1 protein-coding gene is annotated in these 1005 nt (G+C 71.6%); it reads left to right on the top strand.

The genetic code is table 11. The annotated features are described in order from the left end of the window. Positions 1-717: transposase (locus DW661_RS09980; RefSeq protein WP_158568445.1), on the top strand; the 717-nt coding region annotated here is incomplete at its 5' end. Positions 718-1005: the final 288 nt, after the last annotated feature.

The following is a 1005-nucleotide window of genomic DNA, read 5'->3' as shown; positions in this document are numbered from 1 at the left end:
GCGACCGCGAGGCTCGCGGCGGCGAAGCAGCGGCTCCTGGCGTTCCTAGCCCGCCGCGGCTATGTCTACGGCGGCACGACGCCGGCCGGCAACCCCCGGAAGTACTGGACGTACGGCTTCCTCAGGTGGCTCGACGGCATACACCCCGCCGACGACGGAGGCATCCGGGCGCTTGCGGCGCTGAGGAACGAGGTCGAGGCGGCCGACGAGACGAGGGAGGCCCTCCTCGCCGAATACAGGGCCGCCGTCGCGGCGGGCCCCCTCTCGGCCGAGGTCGAGGCGCTCCAGTCGATCAAGGGGTGCGGGTTCGCGCTCGCCGCCGCCTTCGCGTCCGAGGTCGGCGACTTCTCGAGGTTCCGCTCCGGCAGGCAGGTGACGGCCTACTTCGGCCTCGCCCCGAAGCAGAGGTCGAGCGCGGACTCCGTGCGCCTCGGCGGAATCAGCGGGGCCGGCAACGCGCTCGTCAGGAAGCTGGCTGTCGAGGGGTCCTGGTGCTATGCCCAGGCCGGCCACCAGCCGAAGCTGATGCCCAAGGGCTCCGGCGTGCCCCTCGAGATAAGGATGCACGGGAGGAAGGGGTCCGAGAGGCTCCTGCGCCGCCGCGAGGAGATGATCGCCCGCGGGATGCCGCAGGCGAAGGCGAACGCGGCCACCGCGGCCGAGCTCGTGAGGTGGCTGTGGGCCCTCGGCACGATGTGCCGGGAGGGCGCGGAATAGACATAAGCCCCCGTCCCGGCGAGCCGGGCAGCCTTCGGGGACACCCCCGTTCTCGCCGTGCGCGCGGCGGCCGCCGCATGCGCGAAGACAGACTAGGGGAACCCCGCCGAAGGAGAGGATTGCGGGCCGCCGGAGCGGTATCCGCGGATATGAGACTGAGCCGAAGGCGTCGATGACATGCCGGGGGCGGACCGGGACGGGTTTAACGGCAGGCCCCGCCGACCGATTGCAAGCGGTCGGCGGGGCCATTGTGGCCCTTGACAGTGGATTGGGTCATATGAGCGAGCG

The organism is Collinsella sp. AM24-1 (assembly GCF_003470325.1).
Taxonomy (GTDB): Bacteria; Actinomycetota; Coriobacteriia; order Coriobacteriales; family Coriobacteriaceae; genus Collinsella.
This window is presented reverse-complemented; position numbering and strand designations above follow the sequence as displayed.